Annotated in this window: 13 protein-coding genes; 2 read left to right on the top strand and 11 right to left on the bottom strand. The window is 59.8% G+C overall.

Annotated elements, in window-relative coordinates; translation table 11 throughout:
* Positions 1–94 precede the first annotated feature (94 nt).
* The 4 genes from HMPREF0183_RS06095 to HMPREF0183_RS06080 are packed head-to-tail and all read right to left on the bottom strand — an operon-like array spanning position 95 to position 3,512.
* Positions 95–1,357 (bottom strand): MFS transporter, encoded by a 1,263-nt coding sequence (locus HMPREF0183_RS06095; RefSeq protein WP_005883982.1) that lies wholly within the window; start codon positions 1,355–1,357, stop codon positions 95–97.
* Positions 1,354–1,926 (bottom strand): peptide-methionine (S)-S-oxide reductase MsrA, encoded by a 573-nt coding sequence (gene msrA, locus HMPREF0183_RS06090; RefSeq protein WP_005883980.1) that lies wholly within the window; start codon positions 1,924–1,926, stop codon positions 1,354–1,356. The genes HMPREF0183_RS06095 and msrA overlap by 4 nt, the downstream gene beginning before the upstream one ends.
* Positions 1,923–2,783 (bottom strand): hypothetical protein, encoded by an 861-nt coding sequence (locus tag HMPREF0183_RS06085; RefSeq protein WP_005883978.1) that lies wholly within the window; start codon positions 2,781–2,783, stop codon positions 1,923–1,925. The genes msrA and HMPREF0183_RS06085 overlap by 4 nt, the downstream gene beginning before the upstream one ends.
* Before the next feature lie 15 nt (positions 2,784–2,798).
* Positions 2,799–3,512, bottom strand: coding sequence for a peptide deformylase (locus HMPREF0183_RS06080; RefSeq protein WP_005883976.1), 714 nt, complete (start codon positions 3,510–3,512; stop codon positions 2,799–2,801).
* Positions 3,513–3,861: 349 nt separating this feature from the next.
* On the opposite strand from HMPREF0183_RS06080, the gene HMPREF0183_RS06075 reads away from it, so the two are divergent.
* Together HMPREF0183_RS06075 and HMPREF0183_RS06070 are read left to right on the top strand one after the other, a co-directional pair.
* Positions 3,862–5,169, top strand: coding sequence for an ammonium transporter (locus HMPREF0183_RS06075; protein WP_040348307.1), 1,308 nt, complete (start codon positions 3,862–3,864; stop codon positions 5,167–5,169).
* Positions 5,170–5,207: 38 nt separating this feature from the next.
* On the top strand, positions 5,208–5,546 hold the full coding sequence (locus HMPREF0183_RS06070) for a P-II family nitrogen regulator (protein WP_005883971.1): 339 nt from the start codon (positions 5,208–5,210) through the stop codon (positions 5,544–5,546).
* Positions 5,547–5,573: 27 nt separating this feature from the next.
* Here the strand turns inward: HMPREF0183_RS06070 and HMPREF0183_RS06065 are convergent, their stop codons facing one another.
* The 7 genes from HMPREF0183_RS06065 to HMPREF0183_RS06035 form a co-directional block, all read right to left on the bottom strand.
* The gene (locus HMPREF0183_RS06065) at positions 5,574–7,604 is read right to left on the bottom strand and encodes an N-acetylmuramoyl-L-alanine amidase (RefSeq protein ID WP_005883969.1); all 2,031 of its coding nucleotides are present in this window, start codon (positions 7,602–7,604) and stop codon (positions 5,574–5,576) included.
* Positions 7,605–7,690: 86 nt separating this feature from the next.
* On the bottom strand, positions 7,691–8,515 hold the full coding sequence (locus tag HMPREF0183_RS06060; protein ID WP_005883967.1) for an HpcH/HpaI aldolase/citrate lyase family protein: 825 nt from the start codon (positions 8,513–8,515) through the stop codon (positions 7,691–7,693).
* A gap of 5 nt (positions 8,516–8,520) precedes the next feature.
* Positions 8,521–9,036: a MaoC family dehydratase gene (locus HMPREF0183_RS06055; protein WP_005883965.1), complete on the bottom strand. Its 516-nt coding sequence runs from the start codon at positions 9,034–9,036 to the stop codon at positions 8,521–8,523.
* Positions 9,037–9,055: 19 nt separating this feature from the next.
* Entirely contained in the window at positions 9,056–9,949 is an 894-nt protein-coding gene (locus HMPREF0183_RS06050; protein WP_050775363.1) for a polysaccharide deacetylase family protein, read from the bottom strand.
* 39 nt (positions 9,950–9,988) lie between these two features.
* Positions 9,989–11,164: an acyl-CoA dehydrogenase family protein gene (locus HMPREF0183_RS06045; RefSeq protein ID WP_005883960.1), complete on the bottom strand. Its 1,176-nt coding sequence runs from the start codon at positions 11,162–11,164 to the stop codon at positions 9,989–9,991.
* Complete coding sequence (locus tag HMPREF0183_RS06040; RefSeq protein ID WP_005883958.1) at positions 11,161–13,113, bottom strand: acetyl/propionyl/methylcrotonyl-CoA carboxylase subunit alpha; 1,953 nt, start codon at positions 13,111–13,113, stop codon at positions 11,161–11,163. Before HMPREF0183_RS06040 ends, HMPREF0183_RS06045 begins: the two co-directional genes overlap by 4 nt.
* A 7-nt stretch (positions 13,114–13,120) precedes the next feature.
* The gene (locus tag HMPREF0183_RS06035; RefSeq protein ID WP_040348342.1) at positions 13,121–14,734 is read right to left on the bottom strand and encodes a carboxyl transferase domain-containing protein; all 1,614 of its coding nucleotides are present in this window, start codon (positions 14,732–14,734) and stop codon (positions 13,121–13,123) included.
* Between the last annotated feature and the right edge of the window lie 87 nt (positions 14,735–14,821).

Genomic DNA, 14,821 nt, shown 5'->3' with positions numbered 1-14,821 from the left:
TCAGGTCTGGGCTACAGCTCAATCCTACTTTTGGGACGGGCGTAACATGGTGCGGTTTCCCTACAGTGTGCGTGAAGAAAACCCGTACGTATGTTTAGTTCTTTTGCTGGCTGCGAGCTGGCGGTTTGTTCATGGGTTCTGGCGTGAACAGCCACACGATGCTTGCCAGTAGGCAGAACGCGCCAGCCACGGCGAAAGCCACCGCGTAAGACACGTTTTGGGCAAGAGCAGCGGTGGCGATTGGGCCCACGATTGAACCGAAGTCCATGGCCATTTGGAAACGTGAAAGCACTTTGCCGGACGGGCGTTCACTGCCGACGACATCGGCGATTGCGGCTTGCTGGGCAGGCATGATGAGTCCTGCACCCATACCGGCAACCGTGGACAGGGCCAGGAACATGGGCAGGTTGGGCCAGACACCTAGTAGCAGGGTGGCGATTCCCATGACGGCGAAACCGGCAGATACGAATGGAACGCGACCGTAGGTGTCGGCGAATCGGGATGAGGCGTTGATGGCGATTGCGTTGCCCAGCGCGAAGAACGTGAGAGCCAGCCCGGCAGCTTCTGGGCCCACTTTGAGAACGCTCAGGGCGAACAGCGGGTAGATCGCAACGCGGATCCCCATAGCTGACCACCCGGAGACAGTGGCACCGAGGAGGGCGGCGCGGTAGGCCGGCACCTGCCACGCTTCGCGTACACGCATGGGTGCCAAGGTGGGGCTAGAGGTGGCACGCGGGGAGGTGTCGTCTGGGGACACAGTGGCGCGCACCTCGGCGCGGGCAACCCGGGTAGAACTCGCCAGCTTCACATGCACCACGGCGGCGGCAATCACGAGCCCGGTGCCATAAATGATGAAGGGAACCTTGAGCCCAAAACCGGCCAACAGACCGCCCACAATGGGACCTGCGATGTTGCCGATAAGGAACGAAGTGGCGTAGAGACCGGTGGCTCGGGCGCGGGCGTGAGGTGGGGCGAGTTTCACGATGATGGCCATGGCCGACACCGTGAACATGGTGGAGCCTAACCCACCCAGGCCGCGGAAGATGAGGAGTTGCCAGTAGGTCTGCGCGAATGCTACGGCGTAGGTTGAGGCGGCCACAATGAGCAGGCCGGTGACGTAGATGGGGCGTTCGCCCAAGCGGTTTACCAGGGAGCCACCAGCTGGGGCGGACACTAAGCGGAAGAATGCGAACGCGCTGACAACAACGGCGGCGGCGGTTTCGCCCACGTTGAACGAGCTTGCAAACTGCGGCAAGACCGGTGCGATGATTCCGTAACCAATAGCCACGATGAACGCGGCGATGACCATGACCCAGATGTCGGCTGGGATGGCGGTTTTGGGTTGCTTGGGTGTCATTGGATCCAGTCTGCCCACTGTCTGCGCGCCTGCGCCAGTTTGGGGTCGATGACGAATGAGCAGTACCCGTTACCGGGGTTACGGGTGTAGAAGTCCTGGTGAACGTTGTCTGCAGGGAAGAACGTGCTCAGTGGTTCAAGCGTGGTGACGATTGGGCGATCGTAGAACTGTTGGGCCTGGTCGATGGCGCGCTGGAAGCGCTCCTTTTGGTCCTGGTCCTGGTAGAACATGGCAGACCTGTACTGGGTGCCCACGTCGTGGCCCTGCCGGTTGAGGCTGGTGGGGTCGTGGGTGGTGAAAAACATGCCCAAGATGACGTGTTCGGGAATCATGTCTGGGTCGTAGGTGACTGCGACGGCCTCCGCGTGGCCCGTGGTGCCAGAACAGACCTGGTGGTAGGTGGGGTTGTCCACGTGACCGCCAATGTATCCGGATACCGCATCGATGACGCCACGGGCGCGGCGCACCACGGCGTCGAAGCACCAGAAGCACCCGTTCGCCAAGGTGATGGTGCGGTGGTGGGTGTGTGGCTGGGACTTCTGTTGGTTCTGCGGTTGAGCTTGGGTCATTGGGTGCGCTCCTCATCGAATTCGCTGATGAACTCAACTACGCCAGCACGGTATGCGCTTATCCATTCGGACAGCGTGGGCGATTCTTCGTCAAATTCGGCGAGTGACAAGGCGGATGCGTGGCCTTCGTGCACCTCAAGGTTCAGACGGTGTTCAACACCGCTGAAGCTGGCGCGGGCGTAGACGGGGTAGGTCTGTGTGCGCGGGGTAATCACACTGACGTCTGCAGCTGATGGAAGTGTGAGTTCAAGATAGCAGTCGTCGAGGAACTTTAACGGGTCCTGGTCCGGCGGGGCGTAGATGGTCGCACGCAAGACCGGGATCTGTGTAGCAAGCGCCTGGGCTGCGCCCGGTGTGAGGTTGAGTTCAGGGTGGGCAAAACCGGTGAGAAAGTCGTGGAGGTCACTGGGCAAGTCACGTTCGTAGCCCTCGCCAGCGACTGCCATCCATTCGAAGTCGCTCTCTTGCCGCTCTTCCCACGCCGAAAACGCTCGCAAGGCGATGAACGCTGCCAGGCCGGTTGCCACCTCGGGAGCGGGGATACCCCACGCGCGCAGGCGTCCGTCTACAGCCTTGTAGAGGCGGTCGGAGAGCCCCCAGGTGGCGTAGGTGAGGGCGGCCGTGGCTGTGCCAAGGCCTGCGATGGTGCCAGCGGAGGTGCGACAGATATCCCGGGTGTTGAGCGCGTAACCGGCTGCCACGAGACCTGTAGCCAGTGACGTGCCCAGCCGCAGCGCAGGCTGGTACTTGGCGGGCACGTGATGGGAGCGGACCGCGGACAGCCCCGCGTTGGCGATATCGAGGACGCGACAGAGTGCGTGCGATGGCGGTACGTCGTCGGGAATGTATGTGGTCATGGAGTGTCTTTCGGTTTATAAGGCTGGCGGGGCGGGCAGCTCGAAGCCCAGAGCGGCGGCTGCCTGTTGCGTGGTGGGTTGGTTCCACCAGCGGGCGACTTGTTCGTGGGTGGCCAGGGAGCGCATTTCGGCTTTGTCTAGGTAGAGGATGCCGTCGAGATGGTCGGTTTCGTGGGCGATGATGCGCCCGGCCCAGCCGGTGATGTCTTTGGTGATTGTGGCGCCTTGGTGGTCGTGTGCGGTGAGGGTGACGGTGCGCGGGCGGGCCACGACGGCTTGGTAGCCGGGGATGGAGAGGCACCCTTCGTAGAAGGCGACGAGTTGGTCGGTGGCGGGCTGGTAGGTGGGGTTGATGAGTGCGGTGAACGGCAGGGGTGTGCGTTCGCGGGCTGCCGCATGTTCGGCCGAGGTGGTGCCCGGGTCTTCGCACACGGCCAGCCTGAGGCTGATGCCGACTTGCGGGGCGGCTAGGCCCACGCCGGGGGCGGCGAGCATGGTGGTGCGCATGGCGGTGAGCAGTTCCAGCAGGGTGGAGTCGTCGATCTGGCCGTCGAAGCGCGCGGTAGTAGTGCGCAGAACGGGGTCACCTGCGGTGACGATAGGAATGACGCCGTCGTTATTCGTGGCCGCGGTCAGGGCCCGGTCGACTTGTTCGCGGATCGTTTGCGCCGAGATCTCGTTGTCCTGGCATCCGTCATTGGAGAGTGGCTGAGTCGTGGAAGTGTTCACGGGTGTAACTCTACTTGGTTCGCTTTCCACAACTATGGGGACGACCCTTGGCACGGAATCACTCTCAAATCACCCGCATCTATAAACAATAAACATTAAACCCGCAAATAATTGCACAATAAATGCATCCGAGGTGACGCTATACACAATTATTCCACAATGCACATTTCCAGAATGTTTCAAACGTTTCACAAACATTTCCCCTGGTCACAAGCCACACAACCCAAATGTTTTTCTCAGTTTTTATTTGCAAAACTATATACAAATAACGATTTAGTACTGTAGTTTTAATCCATCGACAACGTCGATAAAAAGAATGAAAAGAACCGACGAGACTGGAGGAACAACTATGACACCGGATCAGGTTGCAGCGGCGTCGGGAAACGCGAGCTGGATGCTCATCTCAGCTTCACTTGTGCTTCTAATGACACCCGCCCTGGCACTGTTTTACGGCGGCATGTCACGCCAGAAATCCGTTTTGAACATGATGCTGATGAGCTTTGGAGCAATCGCCGTAGTCAGCATCGTCTACGTGCTGTGGGGCTGGTCAATGTCCTACGGCTCACAATCCATCCTGGGCCTGTTTGCAAACCCCTTTGAGTTCTTTGGACTGCGGAACTTAATCACAGATACCAACGGCAACTTCATCGCGGGAGCCAGCGGTTACGCCAACATCATTGACATTGGCTTCCAGCTGACCTTCGCATCCATTTCCGTTGCACTCATCTCAGGAGCACTAGCCGAACGCGTCAAGTTCGGCACCTGGCTAGGCTTCGTCGCACTGTGGGTGACCTTCGTGTACTTCCCGCTTGCACACATGGTGTGGGGTGGCGGTCTACTGTCACACAGCGCAACCGGACTTTCTGCGATGCTGTTCGGCTCTACCGGCGAAGAAGCAAACGTCGCCCCTATCGACTTCGCGGGAGGCACAGTCGTCCACATTTCAGCCGGCACCGCCGCCCTGGCACTCGCCCTCATCGTTGGCAAACGCGCCAACTTCATGAAATCCCCACACCGCCCACACAACGTTCCATTCGTCATGCTGGGTGCAGCCCTACTGTGGTTCGGCTGGTTCGGCTTCAACGGCGGTTCTGCATTTGCCGCCGACGGAGCCGCTGGACTCGCCTGGCTCAACACAACCGTAGCTACCGGTGCCGCCATGTTGGGCTGGCTAGCCTACGAACGCATCACTGAAGGCCAGCCAACCTCACTGGGTGCCGCCTCGGGCGTTATCGCCGGACTTGTCACCATCACTCCGGCAGCCGGAGACCTCACCCCACTCACCTCGATCATTCTGGGTGTCATCGGTGGCGTACTAGGCGCGTGGGGAGTTGGCCTCAAATACAAGTTCCACTACGACGATTCGCTTGATGTTGTAGGCGTCCACCTGGTCGCAGCCCTCTGGGGAACAATCGGCGTGGGACTCTTCGCCAACGACCGTGGCCTGCTGACCGGCGGTGGTATGGAAGGGCTCAAACTCTTCATCATCCAGGTACTGATTGCAGTCATCGCGATGCTCGTTTCGGGTCTTTTCACCGCACTAATCGCGTTGCTCCTCAAATCAACATCCGGCTGGCGAGTCGACCCCAAACAAGAGTTCACCGGCATCGACATCACCACCCACGGCGAGTCCGCCTACGACCGAAGCATCTTATAGGCCGCCCGCTACACCCCCACCTTCATTAAGGAGCTCACATGAAACTCATCACTGCCGTTGTGAAACCGTTCACGGTCACTGAAATCAAAACCGCACTAGAACAACTAGGTATTCATGGAATGACCGCGTGGGAAGTCCGCGGTTACGGGCAACAACAAGGCCACGTCGAGATCTATCGTGGCGCGGAATACGCCGTGGATTTCGTCGACAAGGTCCGAATCGAGGTCCTCGTTGATAACCCCCAGCTTCAAGGAGCCCTCGAAGCCATTGTGAACACCGCCCGCACCGGAGAAATCGGCGACGGGAAAGTGTGGGTCACCCCCGTTGAAGAAGTCATCCGTGTGCGCACCGGCGAACGCGGAGTTGACGCCGTGTAACGACCACGTGAGTGTGAGGCAGGGTACTTACTTGCCCCACATCACGCGGGTGCCCCGCTTCTTGTGGTACACAACCGTGCCGCCTTGGAACTTTTGGCGCACTTCGTCACCTGATTTGTATGGGTCCGTTTTGGGGTAGCCCAGGCGTCCCTGTTCCCATCCTTGTTTGCTCCAGGTGTTTCGAATCGCACCACTCGTGTAGTGCGCACCGGTCTTCTTGGACCAGTGGACGCTTCCGTGTTCAAAGTGCTGGAACGCACCGGGCTTCTTGCCACTGATCTGTTTCTCAGTACTCACCGGGTTCCGCAGCGTCGCCTTGTTGCGCTCCCAGTTAGACTTCATGCCTCCCCACAGCGGGTGCGTTCCCCGCTTGGAGTGAATAATGGCGCCACCTTCAAAGTTCTGACGCACGCGGTCCCCGCTCTTGAATGGGTCCGAGCTGGGATAACCTAACCGTCCCTGCTCCCACCTGTGTTTACTCCAGGTGTTACGGATCCCGCCGTTCGTGTAGTGCGCACCGGAATTCTTTGACCAGTGAATACTGCCGTTCTCAAAGTGCTGGAAAGAGCCGGGCTTCTTCCCACTGATCTTCGTTTCAACGCTCACCGGGTACTTCACGGCACCCTTGCTTCGCTCCCAGTTTGACTGGATCCCGCCCCACACGGGGTAGGTGCCACGCGAGTGTTCAATGATCGCGCCACCTTCAAAGCTCTGACGCCACCCGTGTCCAAACTTGTAACGGTCCGACTTGGGGAAGCCCAACCGGCCACGTTCCCATCCGTGTTGTGACCAGACTTTACGCGTGGGCGCTGAGTACGCCGTGAAGTACACGCCCTGCTTTGATTGGTACACCACACCGTTCTTGAAGTTCTGCAAAACACCTTTACCGGTCTTTCGTTGCGGGTTCTGCGGTGGCCCGGTTTCATCTTTGTGCTTGTTGTAGTACTCCTGAATCCCCTTCGATTCGATAGGCGCCGCAGGTTTTACCGGCTGAGAAATCCGCAACTGTGCCAACTGCCCGTAGAGCCCCGCACCCGGGCAGTCTGTGTTCCCCACGTCCCGGTGTCCAAACACCCGAGGCAGTGTCCGCACAGTTCCTTCTTTGAACTTCGACGTGCCACCTTTGGACGTGAGTTTCACCGTGGTGCTAGGGTCGTATCCCCACAGCTGACCCTGCCAACTCACAATTTTCTTCAACGAGTTCAGCACCGCTGAGCTCGCCGGCTTGTTGTACGTACCCAGCACGGAAACACCAAACGTACTGGTGTTAAACCCACCAGCGTGTGCACCAATCACCGCATCAGTGAGCCCGCCGGAACGTGCTTCGTAGATATTGCCCCATTTGTCGACGACCATGTTGTACCCGATGTCGCACCATTTGCGACCGTTCTGGTGGTACCCCTGGATACCGCGCAGAATGGATGGCACCTGGGCTTGGGTGTAGGAATTGGATCCCGCGGTGTGGTGGATGACCACTGCCTTGTTAACTTTGGTTTCTTCCACTGGGCAACCTTTGCGTGGCCCTTTCGCTCCCCAGTCTTTGCGAGACGTGTAGGTGAATCCGCCAATCTGGGATCCACCTGCAGCATGAGCCGGCGCAGCACCCGCTACGGCCCCACCTGGGCGAACGTTGCCCGTCACTCCAGTTTCTGCAACGTACAGATCAGATTTTTGTTCCGTGCGAATCTCAACAGACGTGCCCGCTGGCACGACTAGTGGTTCAGTACCTTGTAGCGCTTTCCCGGCTTCACCCGTTCCAGCGTCAGGCCCGTCTGCGTCGTCAGCTGGCAACTCTTTCCAAGGACTCCACTGACCGTTGTGGTCTTTGGAACGGTATTCGGCTTTTTCAATCCTGGTGGTACCTTGCCACGTAGCGCCTACTACAGACACTTTGGCTTTAGGCGTTTCCACCTTTTTGATTTGCCCACGTGAAACGCTGATTTCACGGGTTTTTGTCTCAGGCGCTTTGGCTTGAGTCCCCAAGGTGGGCAACGGTGCAACGACAAGACCAATAGTCAGAGCTACGGACGTAAGAATGCGCGGGAGCGAAGATGGCATAGGTGAAACTTCCTGTCACTCATCACCTAACAACAATTCTTCGATTATTGTAACTTCAGCTCCCGCGAGTGGTCTACACCACTTTCTTACGCACGTGCCAGAATGTTCCGCGCCTGCTGGAGGAGCGGCTCGTCAATCATCTGACCCTGGTACGTCCACGCACCGGCATCCGTACTCGAAGCCGCCTGGATCACACCATGTGCCCATTCGAGTTGTTCACCGGAGGGCCTAAACGCGTTCCGCACAACTTCCACATGTTTGGGGTGGATGAGCGCCTTGGCATCGAAACCGCAGTTGACTGCGTCATCGGCTTCCACGCCGAGGTCGTCCAAGTTGTCGATGTCCGTCCACACCGAGTCGATAGCAAGTTTTCCGTGCGCTTTAGCAGCCATGAGCACCCTGGCGCGGGTGTAGACCGCGGGTGCCCGGTAGTCCCCGGCCGCCGTGCGGGAGTGGCCGCCACCCAGGGAAGCGAACAGGTCTTCAGCACCCCACATGAGGCCGGTCACGCCTTCGTGCGCAGCAATGGTGTCCACATTGACGACGCCTCTGACGGTTTCGATCAGCGCGTACACCTTGAGTCCACGGATGTGTTCCAGGGCTTCCGTGTCCTCGACTTTTGGCAGCATGACCGAATAGCCACTGCCCGGCAGCTCAGAAAGTAGCTTGAGGTCCGAGTGGAACCATTCCGATCCCACTGGGTTGATGCGCACCACGGTTTTCGTGGGGTCGAGCGCTTGATCGCTATTCTGAAACTCCAGAAATGCCTTACGCGCGTCAGCTTTGTGGGCAGGTGAGACAGCGTCTTCGAGGTCCACTATCACCACATCCGAGCGTTCCGCCGCCTTGGTGTAACGGTCCTTACGGTCGCCGGGAACAAACAACCATGCGGGTTTCACTGTCGTGGCCATGTCACTTACCCTTCGTTCTTTTCTGCGTGGTCTGATGTAAAAACCATGGTCTGACGCACGGCTTTCGCTACGATCGCGCCGTCCTGGTTACGCCCAATGTGTTCAAGGGTGACAATCCCCTGCCCTGGACGTGACCGCGACAAACGCTTGTCCAGGATCTTGGTTTCCGCATACAGCGTGTCCCCGTGGAACAGCGGTTTGGGGAATGCGACCTCGGAGAACCCTAGGTTCCCCACGATGGTGCCCTGGGTCAGCTGGCTGACAGACAGCCCCACCAGCGTGGCCAGCGTGAACATGGAGTTCACCAACCGCTCACCAAAAGGTTCCGATTCAGCAAAAGCTGCGTCTAAGTGCAACGCTTGCGTGTTCATGGTGACCGCGGTGAACCACGTGTTGTCTGCTTCCGTGATCGTGCGGCCCGGGGCGTGCTTGTAAATCGTGCCCACTTCCATTTCGTCGAACCACAGTCCACGTTGCTGGACCACTGCCGACCCGTGTTCTTCATGTGTGTTGCGCGTCATATCTTCACATTACCTGTGCTTAATTGATGACCCCGAATTCGTAGCCCCGCTTCTTCAGCTCCTTGACCAGCGGAGCGATCCCTTCGGCAGTCGCGTCGTTGTCTTGGAAGTCGTGCATGAGGATGACGGCGACGTTCGGGGAGTCGGTCAAGGTCGACAAGGCTTGTTTGGCTCGACCTTCACCCGTGGAACTCGCCGAATCGGTACCGTCACCATTTTCGGAGTTCCAGTCGATCCAGTACGAACCCTTCTTTTCAAGGGCTTTATCTGCAGCACCCATTTTGCGCCACCCGTGCCCACCTGGGTACCGGTGACCGTGTACCTCATAGTCCTCACCCAGCACGTTGCGCACAGATGTGAGGGCCTTGTCGTAGTCCTTTGAGATGTTCTCAGCGTTAGCCTGGCGACCCGGGTACAGGTACGAGTACTTGTGCGAATAGGTGTGGATGCACACCGAGTTCCCGTCCTCAATGGTCTGCTTGAGGTGTTTATCACCGTCAGGCCCTTCGACCCCCAGTTCACCGGCAATCACGAAGAACGTGGCAGGCGCGCCGGCTTTTTTGAGTTCCTTAAGCACCTTGGGCGTGATGTTCGTGGGACCGTCGTCGAACGTGAGGAAGGCGATCTTCTTCTTAGGGTAGTTGGCCGCCTCGGTTTTCTCCTCGTGCAACCAGTTGTGTACGTCTTTGGCTTCGTATGCGTATTCCGCCGCCTCGTACGAATGGTTGGTTCCCGGCTTCAGCTCGGTGGGGTCGGGCGTGGGCGTTGGGGTTGGGGTGGGCGTGCTTTCGGAGCTCGCCGAGGTGGTTGGGGCTCCCTGCCCGCTTCCCGAGGTGGATTCGGAGCCGTTGGTCCCGCACCCTGACAGGACCAAGGCTCCGACAACTACACTTGAAAAAATTGCGCGCTTCACGCTCCTATTGTTTCCAAACCGGAACGTGCTTTCAAACGCTTATGCCAGTCCCAGTTCGCGAGCAATGAGCATGTACTGGACCTCAGTGGTTCCTTCGCCCACTTCCAGGATCTTGGAGTCGCGGTAGTGGCGGGCAACCAGGTATTCGTTCATGAATCCGTAGCCACCGAAGATCTGGGTGGCGTCACGCGCGTTGTCCATTGCAGCGTCACCTGCGATCAGCTTGGCGACAGCGGCTTCCTTCTTGAACGGAAGGCCGGACTCCATGCGGGAGGCCGCCAGGTAGTACGCAGCGCGGGCAGCCACGACGCGGGCTTCCATGCGCGCGATCTTGAACTGGATGCCCTGGTAGTTGGCGATCGGCTTGCCGAAGGTCACACGTTCCTTCGCGTACCGCACCGACTCATCCACGCACCCTTGTGCGGCACCCACGGACAGGGCGGCCACTGCGATACGACCTTCGTCGAGGATGCGCAGGAAGTTGGCGTAACCTCGGCCACGTTCACCCAGCAGGTTCTCTTCTGGAACACGCACGTTGTCGAAGGTCAGCGGGTGGGTGTCGGAGGAGTTCCAGCCCACCTTGTCGTAGGCAGGTTCAGCAGTGAAACCAGGGGTTCCGGTAGGGATCATGATGGTCGAAATCTCTGGCTTTTCCTTACCGTCGCGGCCCGTGCGGGTTCCGGTGACGGCGGTAGCGGTGACCAGGCGGGTGATGTCGGTTCCGGAGTTCGTGATGAACTGCTTGGATCCGTTGATGACCCATTCGCCGTTTTCCAAAACAGCCTTCGTCTTGGTGCCACCAGCGTCGGAACCGGCCTCGGCCTCGGTCAACCCGAACGCGGCCAGCCCGGAACCGTCGGTGAGCTTAGGCAGCCATTCCTGCTTCTGCTCTTCGGTTCCAAAACGGTAGATGGGCATAGCACCCAGCGAAACCCCGGCCTCCAGCGTGATGGCCAGCGACTGGTTGTTGCGGGCCAGCTCTTCAATAGCCAAGCACAGGGCGAAGTAGTCGCCGCCCATTCCGCCGTACTTTTCATCAAAAGGCAGACCGAACAGCCCCATCTGGCCCATTTTCGCGACCAGCTTGTACGGGAATTCGTGCTTGGCGTCGAGTTCGGCGCTGACGGGTGCGACTTCTTCGTCTGAGAACTTCGCAACCTGCTGACGTAGGGATTCGTATTCTTCCGGCAACTGGCCGGGCATAAATGTGATCATTGTTCTTCCTCTTCAACTACCGTTGCTAAAACTTCGTCTAGGGCCACTTGCGCGCCTGCAACCGTTGACAGTTGCACTACGCCGGTGACCGGTGCACGCAGGACGTGCTCCATCTTCATGGCTTCGAGTACCAGCACTGGCTGGCCTTCTTCCACGGGGTCTCCATCAGCGACCCGCACCGAGGTTACTGCCCCCGGCATAGGTGCTGTAATCGAGGCGCCTGCACCTGCCACACCCAGGGTGGTGTCGGCCTGCGGGCGTCCGAACATGAACACACCGCGCGTGCTCGCCACCCACACGTTTGCCGGCGTCACCCACACGAGCGCCCGGTGGTCGGCCCCGCAGCAGGTGACGACGACCTCGGCGCCGGTGCCTACTGGACGCACCCGAGCGGGCTCCCCCGCATACACAGCGTCCACGGGCTCACCCTGGTAGATGAGGTCCACGCGTTCGTTGATGGGGGCGGCGTTGCGCCAGCCGGTGGCGTTCCAGGCTGAAGGGGCCGAGGTGGTTGCCCGCTGCCGCTGCCCTACGCCGCGGGTGACCGCGACCGCTGCGAGCAGGGCGTCGACGGGTTGTGGCGCGTGGGCCAGGTCGTCTTCCGTGAGGCGGTCGATCAGCCCTGTGTCCAGGTCACCTGCGATGACGTCGTCGCGGGTGATGAGCATGCGCAGGAAATCGATGTTGGTCACAATTCCCGGCACTGCGGAGTGGGCGAGCACGTCGTCTAACTTGGCGAGCGCTTCTTCACGAGTGGGCGCGGTGGTGATGACCTTGGCGATCATGGGGTCGTAGTCGCTCACGATCGTCTGGCCTGGCTCCAGACCGGCGTCGACGCGTAGACCCGGGTCATTGTCGTTGCCGAACACCACGTCGAGCGCGGTACCACCGGTGGGGAGGAAGCCGCGGGCGGGGTCTTCGGCGTAGATACGCGCTTCGATGGAGTGCCCGGTGAGGGTGATGTCCTCCTGCTTCAGAGTGAGTTCCTCACCAGCTCCGATCCGCAGCTGCCATTCCACGAGGTCGACCCCGGTAACTTGTTCGGTCACGGGGTGTTCGACCTGCAGGCGCGTGTTCATCTCCATGAAGAAGAATTCGTCGGGGTTGTCAGCAGATGCGATGAACTCAACGGTTCCCGCTCCCCGGTACCCAACGGAACGTGCGGTTTCGACTGCAGCTTGGCCGATCCGGGCGCGGGTTTCTTCATCGAGAAGCGCACTTGGGGCTTCTTCGATGACCTTCTGGTGGCGGCGCTGGAGTGAACATTCGCGTTCGCCTAAGTGGATGACGTTTCCGTGTTCATCGGCCAGCACCTGCACCTCAATGTGACGCGGGGTGGAGATCAGGCGCTCGAGGAACAAGGTGTCGTCACCAAAGGAGCTGGCAGCTTCGCGGCGTGCAGCTTCGAGTGATTCGCGCAGGTCCTCCTGCTTGAACACCGCGTGCATACCTTTTCCACCACCACCGGCAGATGGCTTGATCAGCACCGGCATGCCCACGTCGAGTGCCGCCTTTTCCAGCTGGTCGTTACTCAAGCCGGACTCTGCGACACCGGGAACCAGTGGGACACCTCGGGACGCTACGGCCTGTTTGGCCGTGATCTTGTCACCCATGGTGCGAATGGCGCTGGCGGTGGGGCCCAGGAACACGATGCCGGCGTCCTCACAGGCCGCGGCGAACTGCGCATTTTCGCTCAAAAAGCCGTAGCCGGGGTGGATTGCTTGCGCGTCGGTGGACTGGGCGGCTTCGATCACGCGGTCGATCTTCAGATACGACTCGCTGGCTGCCGCTGGGCCCAAGCGCACGGCCTGGTCGGCGAGTTTGACGTGCGGGGCGTGAGCGTCGGCGTCGGAGTACACGGCCACGGTTTGCACGCCCAAGCGCTGGCACGTGCGGATGACGCGCAACGCAATTTCACCGCGGTTGGCGATAAGAATTTTGGTAAACATATCGATGTCACATCCTGAAAACGCCGTAGCCAGCAGAGTTAAGCGGACGCTCGAGTGGGGCGTAGCGTGCGGCTTCGAGGGCCAGCGCTAGCACTTGGCGGGTCTGCGACGGTTCGATGATCCCGTCATCCCACAAGCGAGCGGTTGAGTAGTAGGGGTTTCCTTGGTCTTCGTACTGTTGAAGCACGGGGGCCTTGAACGCATTCTCTTCTTCGACCGGCCAGTCTTCGCCACGGGCTTCCATCTGGTCGCGTTTGACGGTTGCCAGAACGCTGGCGGCCTGCTCACCACCCATGACCGAGATGCGCGTGTTGGGCCACATCCACAGGAACCGAGGTGAGTAGGCGCGCCCGCACATGGAGTAGTTACCAGCACCGTAAGACCCGCCGATGATGACGGTGAACTTAGGCACGCGCGCGGTGGCTACGGCGTTGACCATTTTGGCGCCGTGTTTGGCGATTCCGCCGGCCTCGTAGTCGCGTCCCACCATGAATCCGGTGATGTTCTGGAGGAACACCAGTGGGGTATCGCGCTGGTCGCACAGTTCGATGAAGTGTGCACCCTTCTGTGCGGATTCCCCGAACAACACGCCGTTGTTGGCGATGATTCCTACCGGGTGGCCGTCGATGCGGGCGAACCCGGTGATGAGGGTGTTGCCGTATTCGGCTTTGAATTCGTGGAATTCGGATCCGTCGACGATGCGGGCAATGACCTGGCGGACGTCGTACGGGGTTTTGAGGTCCGCGGGCACCACCTGAGTGAGTTCGTCCGAGGTGTATTTAGGTTCTTGCGGCTCAGCTCGTTCCCATGCGGGAGCAGGTGCCGCCGGCAGGGTGGCGACGATATCGCGCATGATTTCGAGTGCGTGGTCGTCGTTGGCGGCGAGGTGGTCAGCAACACCCGAGGTGCGCGCGTGGAGCGCTCCCCCGCCCAGTTCTTCTGCTGTGACAACTTCACCGGTGGCGGCTTTCACCAAGGGCGGGCCACCGAGGAAGATGGTTCCTTGTTCGTTGACGATGATCGACTCGTCAGCCATGGCAGGCACGTATGCACCACCGGCGGTACACGACCCCATGACTGCGGCGAGCTGCGGGATCCCAGCTGCCGACATGGTGGCCTGGTTGTAGAAGATACGACCAAAGTGTTCACGGTCGGGGAACACGTCGTCTTGGTTGGGGAGGTTCGCTCCCCCGGAGTCCACGAGGTAAATGCACGGGAGTTTGTTTTCACGTGCGATTTCTTGTGCGCGCAGGTGCTTCTTGACGGTCATGGGGTAGTACGTTCCACCCTTGACCGTGGCGTCGTTGGCCACAATCACGCAGATGCGCCCGTTGACCAGGCCCATTCCGGTGATGATGCCCGCACCTGGCGAGTCGTCGTTGTACATGCCATTGGCTGCCAGCGCGGAGAACTCGAGGAAAGGGCTGCCCGGGTCCAGAAGACGTTCCACGCGGTCGCGGGGAAGAAGCTTTCCGCGGTCCAGGTGCTTTTGCCTGGATCGTTCCGAACCACCCAGAGCGGTCTGGGCTGTGCGAGCGCGTAGCTCTTCGATGAGCTGGCTGTGCGCGTGCGCGAATTCTTCCGCTGTGCTGGGGTCCGGAGGTGTACCAATGGCGCGCATTGTGAACTCCTGTGTTCTTGTGCCGGCGCTCAGTCCGGCGGTGTTCAGCATTCGACCACTCAGTGAGTGACCATTAACTGAAAGATA

The organism is Brevibacterium mcbrellneri ATCC 49030 (genome assembly GCF_000178455.1).
GTDB classification, from domain to species: Bacteria; Actinomycetota; Actinomycetes; order Actinomycetales; family Brevibacteriaceae; genus Brevibacterium; species Brevibacterium mcbrellneri.
The sequence above is the reverse complement of the archived record's forward strand: the minus strand, read 5'-3'. Positions and strand labels throughout refer to the sequence as shown.

Bases quoted from the DNA above. Each gene is read 5' to 3' on its own strand.
- msrA (WP_005883980.1), bottom strand. From the start codon at position 1,926: ATGACCCAAGCTCAACCGCAGAACCAACAGAAGTCCCAGCCACACACC.
- HMPREF0183_RS06085 (WP_005883978.1), bottom strand. From the start codon at position 2,783: ATGACCACATACATTCCCGACGACGTACCGCCATCGCACGCACTCTGT.
- HMPREF0183_RS06035 (WP_040348342.1), bottom strand. From the start codon at position 14,734: ATGCGCGCCATTGGTACACCTCCGGACCCCAGCACAGCGGAAGAATTC.
- HMPREF0183_RS06065 (WP_005883969.1), bottom strand. From the start codon at position 7,604: ATGCCATCTTCGCTCCCGCGCATTCTTACGTCCGTAGCTCTGACTATT.
- HMPREF0183_RS06055 (WP_005883965.1), bottom strand. From the start codon at position 9,036: ATGACGCGCAACACACATGAAGAACACGGGTCGGCAGTGGTCCAGCAA.
- HMPREF0183_RS06060 (WP_005883967.1), bottom strand. From the start codon at position 8,515: ATGGCCACGACAGTGAAACCCGCATGGTTGTTTGTTCCCGGCGACCGT.
- HMPREF0183_RS06095 (WP_005883982.1), bottom strand. From the start codon at position 1,357: ATGACACCCAAGCAACCCAAAACCGCCATCCCAGCCGACATCTGGGTC.
- HMPREF0183_RS06070 (WP_005883971.1), top strand. From the start codon at position 5,208: ATGAAACTCATCACTGCCGTTGTGAAACCGTTCACGGTCACTGAAATC.
- HMPREF0183_RS06075 (WP_040348307.1), top strand. From the start codon at position 3,862: ATGACACCGGATCAGGTTGCAGCGGCGTCGGGAAACGCGAGCTGGATG.
- HMPREF0183_RS06045 (WP_005883960.1), bottom strand. From the start codon at position 11,164: ATGATCACATTTATGCCCGGCCAGTTGCCGGAAGAATACGAATCCCTA.
- HMPREF0183_RS06040 (WP_005883958.1), bottom strand. From the start codon at position 13,113: ATGTTTACCAAAATTCTTATCGCCAACCGCGGTGAAATTGCGTTGCGC.